Annotated in this window: 3 protein-coding genes; 2 read left to right on the forward strand and 1 reads right to left on the reverse strand. The window is 41.1% G+C overall.

The annotated features are described in order from the left end of the window. Positions 1–2,464: M4 family metallopeptidase (locus tag IIC38_19805; protein MCH8128168.1), on the forward strand; the 2,464-nt coding region annotated here is incomplete at its 5' end. Between the two features lie 120 nt (positions 2,465–2,584). Then, a complete protein-coding gene (locus IIC38_19810) occupies positions 2,585–2,791 on the forward strand; it encodes a hypothetical protein (GenBank protein MCH8128169.1) in 207 nt (68 codons plus the stop codon). Positions 2,792–2,939: 148 nt separating this feature from the next. Here the strand turns inward: IIC38_19810 and IIC38_19815 are convergent, their stop codons facing one another. Further along, entirely contained in the window at positions 2,940–4,712 is a 1,773-nt protein-coding gene (locus IIC38_19815) for a glycosyltransferase (protein MCH8128170.1), read from the reverse strand. Positions 4,713–5,452 lie beyond the last annotated feature (740 nt).

Below are 5,452 nucleotides of genomic sequence, written 5' to 3' on the forward strand. Positions count from 1 at the left end.
AAAGCATACAGCGATTCAAGAATTGGGCGATTGGGCCAAAATGATTCTTGACTACGAGGGCCCGACTGTCAAAAAATACATTTGGGTGGATTCAGAAACTCAAAAGCCCCTTTTAATTTGGCATGTCGTCATTCGACCAAATTTTCGTGATCTTTGGTACTATTTCATTGACGCGGCTTCAGGAGACATCTTAGAAAAATACAATGCCACCAATTTTGACGGGCCAACCACGGCCACCGCTGTAGATTTGAACGGTGTAACCCAAACCATCAATGTTTACGAACTAGGTGGGACGTTTTATATGATGGATGCTTCAAGGGACATTTTTAAACCCAGCGAATCCAATCTACCTGATGATCCCAAGGGAGCTCTCTGGACTGTTGATGCGGAAAACACTAACTTAGAACAACTGGATCATGTCACATCAAGCGACAACACATGGAATGATCCTATTTCAGTATCGGCGCATTCTAATGTAGGAGAGGTTTTTCAATATTATGAAGCAACCCATGGTCGTAAAGGCATTGATGATAAAGGCAGTACCATTATCTCTATTATTCATGTAACGAAAGACAACCAACCGTCGGATCATGCATCTTGGAACGGCAAATTCATCTCTTTTGGAGATGGAAACACGGCCTTCAAACCGCTGGCTGGTGCCCTGGATGTGGCTGCGCATGAAATGACTCATGGAGTGATTCAGCATACTGTAAACCTGGAGTACAAATTTCAATCGGGAGCGCTCAATGAATCATTTGCGGATGTATTTGGTGTCATGTTGGATCGAGATGATTGGAAAGTCGGTGAAGATGTCGTACTCCTTTCAGCTTTTCCATCCGGGGCGTTACGCGACATGGAGGATCCTCACAATGGCGGAAGCAGCCGCAACGACCCCGGTTGGCAGCCAGCCCATATGAATGAATTCTTAGAGTTAGACATTTCACAGGACAATGGTGGTGTTCATGTAAATAGCGGCATTCCCAACCGTGTCTGCTTCTTGATTGCTGCCGCCATTGGCAGAGAGAAAACCGAGCAGATTTACTATCGCGTGCTCGATGCCCGCTATCTGAACAGACAATCGCAATTTATCGACTTGCGTTTGGGCGCCATTCAGGCAGCCACCGATTTGTTTGGTGATCCTTCAACCGAAGTGGATGCGGTGAAGACAGCTTTTGATGCGGTGGGAATAACGGACGATACAGGAACACCACCCCCTGCTGATTTGCCACCCGTTCAAGGCGAAGAATTCATTGCAGTGGTAAATGGCGCTCAAAACGACACCAGCTTGTTTTTGATAAAACCGGTCATCCAGAATTCTGAAACCGACATCGTTCAGGTGAGCACGACCCAGGTTTTCACCCAGACAGGTAATCCCATAAGTGTTTCAGATGATGGTTCGATCATCATGTTTATTGACAGCCAAAACTTCATTCGTATTCTTGATGAAAGCGGGGAGAGAGTGATCAGCGCTGAAGGTGTGTGGAGTTCCATAGCGTTGTCACCCGACGCCACGAAATTGGCGGCAACGTCTGTTTTCAGAGACACCACCATCTACGTTTTTGATTTGGTCGATCCCAACGCTAGCAAAGAAGTCCGTCTCTACACGCCCACGACTGCTGAGGGCGTGCAGGCCAATAACACATTGTTTGCGGATGCCCTGGATTGGGATTTAAGCGGGAAGTTTCTCCTTTACGATGCCTTCAACAGGATTCCACAATCCGGTGGCGAAGCCATCGAATATTGGGATGTGAATGTGCTCGACGTGGAGAATGAAATCATTATTCCGATCTTCCCACCTTTGCCAGAGGGGATTAATATTGCAAATCCCTCATTTGCACAGACCAACGATGCTTTCTTTGTGTTTGACCTGTTTGATGAGAATCAGGGCGTAAACGAAATCTGGGCTATCGATTTGTTCACTGGTGAACTGGGATTGATAGAAAACAACGGGGCGTTTCTCGGGTATCCGCGCTATTCAACAGATGACAGTCGTCTCGTGTTTGAAAGAATTGAATCAGGCGTACCCAGTCTGCGCCAGATACCTTTAGTTCCGAATAAGATTCAAGCAGCGGGTTCATCCGAGCCATTTGTCACCGAAGGACAACGTCCAACTTGGTTTGCCGTTGGTCAACGGCTTACCAATGTAGAAGATTATTTGGAAACCTTGCCGATGGCGTTTATCTTGCATCAAAACTACCCCAATCCTTTTAATCCTGAAACACTGATTCGCTATGAATTACCTGTCGATGTAAGCGTGAGTCTCGCGGTTTATGACATTTTGGGCAAAAGAGTCACAACGCTTGAGACTGGGTTGAAGAACGCAGGGCAACACCAAGTTCTGTGGGATGGTCGTGATGAAAAAGAACGTCCAGTGGCAAGTGGCATTTATCTCTTCAGGCTTGAAGCTAAGTCGTCTCAGGGGCAAGTAACTCATTTAACTAAAAAGATGACTTTGTTGAGGTAAGGGACCGCTTCAAAAAAACCAATTGTTCTTTTTTTGTATCAGAAATTAAAGTTTGTTTGGTAAATATCATTGAATTTATTAAGTTTCAAATAAACATCTAAATATATAACGAGGTCTTGCATGAGTCAAATAGTACTTGATTCACGAATAACAAATGGTCTTCTGAATTTAAAAAATATCCCACTTGACGATAACACCGAAGTAAAAGTCATTGTTATCCCTAAAATAAACCTATCAAAAATGTCTTTTGAAAATTCTCAAAAGATAACTGGTAGAATAAAAGGAAATCTATCCGATGACGTAATAGCCGAAAGAAATAATGAATAAATCTGTTTCTCGATACAAGCACCAAGTTTATCAATAACACTTTTAGCCATTTCTTTTGCAGTCATTTTCTCTAATCCCTTTATTCTTTCTGATCTTTTGAAGTTAATTTACCATTGTTTTTCTACTTGAAAATGTATTCAAGTTACAATTAAACCAACCCTCTTTTAGCTTCCTCATACAATGGCACCATCCACTTCTTTTCTTGTGAATAAAAAGGACAGCGTTCAATCAACAAGAAAAGTTCATCGAAAAACTCTACACAATCCTTATATTTTTCTGCCCTGTTGAGGAGTTTGGCATTATCCTTCCAGGCATCGGTATTAAATGGCTCCAATATCAATGTTTTTTCGAATTCTTCCAGGGCGGCATCATACCGGCCCAGGGCTGCCAGAACTTCACCAATTTTGAGTCGCGCCCTTGCGGCGAGATCGGGTCTTGCGGCTACAGCCTGGTTATACCAGGCCAGAGCTTCATCGACCCGACGGCCAATCAAACACAATCCCCCGAGTAAAAAACAACACTGCCAGCGCAGTAAACCTTTGAGCGCCTTATCTTGCTTCTGCAAATCACCGCAGTATAAAGCTGAGATTTTTTCCCATTCGATTCGAAAGGTGACATAATCCCTTGGGAAAAAATAGTCTCTGACTACCAATGGCTCATCATTTTGTGTGGTCGCCAGCGCTTTCTTATATTCCGCTTCTGCGAGGTCATATTGTTCTTCGGCTTGGCAGACACAAGCAATATTGTAATGGACCAGTGCTGCATCTGGAATTTCGTCAATAATATCAATATAAGAATTCATCGCCTGGTCAAAAAGATCTTTGCTAATTTGCGATTGCTTTTGTGCCTGCTCGAAATACAGCATATAAATCATGCTTAAGGCATTACGGGCCTCATAATGATGAGGGTCCAATTTAACTACATTATTCAGCATTTCTTCCGCAATTTTGAGTCGATTTGGCGAAATTTCTTGCAAGACCAATTTTGCGTTTTGGTAAACCTGTTCGGATTCCGATAGCCTGGAAAAAACCCGATATTCCTTTTTATTGCTAAAAACATGCCTGCTTTTCAAAAGTTCTATCAAATGACATAATTGACGTTCGTAGGAAAATTGTTGGATTTTTCGATTCCCGGCCTTTGCTATCCTGCTTCTCTCTTCTTCATGTGTCAGGTAATGCTCGATCAATTCTTCAAAGTTAGATTCATTATAGAGAATACATTCTTCGCCAGGAATTAAGAAATTCCGAATTTCCAAATTTTCTTCTTCATAAAATAGCAGCGCCCCGTTTGCCGGCGCTTCGTACGCACGTTCATTCATTTCACCCCGAATACTCCGGTTAAAAATAATTTTCGCCTTATTATAATTCCGAACATACTCCTCGCCGAATATATTCGACAAAATCCTTACATTATATTTAGGATTAATTCGCGTGAGCCGCTTAAGCCATTTTGCCCTCTCACGTTGAAATTCATGATTAAAATTACCGATCATTAAAATATCATAAATGCGGTCATAGCCTTCCAAAAGACGATGAACCGCCGGGTTAAATCCATACACCGGAAAATAATCAACATTTTGGTAACCGGCTTCTTTGAATACATTGACGCCCTTTTGGTCGACTACAATCCAGTCAAATCTTTTCAGATTATCCTGCAAAACCCTGAAACAGATATTCCAATCGCCCACCATAGCCACAACGGGATAGTCTGAATTTTCAATTCCGAGAGGAAAGGTTAAGTATTCAGGTCGTTCCAATAAAATAAGATCCGGCGGCCAATTGGTTGGTAAATGAGAAAGCAGATCCTCGAAATTCCCTTTATCAAATGAAAATGAAATCTTGCCACCCTCTTCATCAAGGAGTTTTATCCTATTATTGTCGTAGTGATAGCGCCGCCATTTCGGCCCTAGAAGAATATTCAATTTTTTCCTATTCTATTTTGATTTTTGAATTTTGTTGGTTCAGAATAATGGTCTAAATATCATTTCATCTAGAAAGATGCAAACTTTTCGATTTGAAAATGTAAGTGTGGATATGATAACTTTTCCAAACAATAAGATTTATTATGGAAAGAATGGTCTTAAAGCTAGTACCTATTTTTTGAAGAATAAGTACGGTACAAAATATTTACATGATCCTTAATTATTAATCCTCTATGAGGATTTGAAAACCTTTTTCAAATCCATATCTACAACAATAAAACCTCTACGAGGTTAACTTGTATCTGAACGAAAAGCACCCATTCTGTCATTCCCGCATGCTTTTAGCGGGAATCTACATGCTTGGAATGATTAGATTCCGGCTCAAAAAATTACCGGAATGACACTAGTTGTTGAGTTTTCGGTCAAACACTAACTATGATTGATTTGTAATTTAACTCAGAAGGAATGGGCTATCCACAGATTTGAGTTATCCTCGTTTAGGATGGATTAATAAGATCTCGCATAACTAAAAATATCGTAGATGTACTGGATACTGGATACTGGATACTGGATATCGTGGGCGGTTTTTAGTGATAGCTATTATTCTATATTTCATTTTGCTTATTTTCAACAATCGATTCAGTACCTCGGTTGAAAATAATCGAATCTTGATTGGACCGGTCAAACAATTCATATCCTAATTTTTTTCCAGAATTTATTTCAATCTTCTCATATGAAAA

This window comes from candidate division KSB1 bacterium, from assembly GCA_022566355.1.
Classification (GTDB): Bacteria; Zhuqueibacterota; JdFR-76; order JdFR-76; family DREG01; genus JADFJB01.

Coding starts and splice junctions, on each gene's coding strand:
- IIC38_19810 (MCH8128169.1), top strand. CDS start 2,585: ATGAGTCAAATAGTACTTGATTCACGAATAACAAATGGTCTTCTGAAT.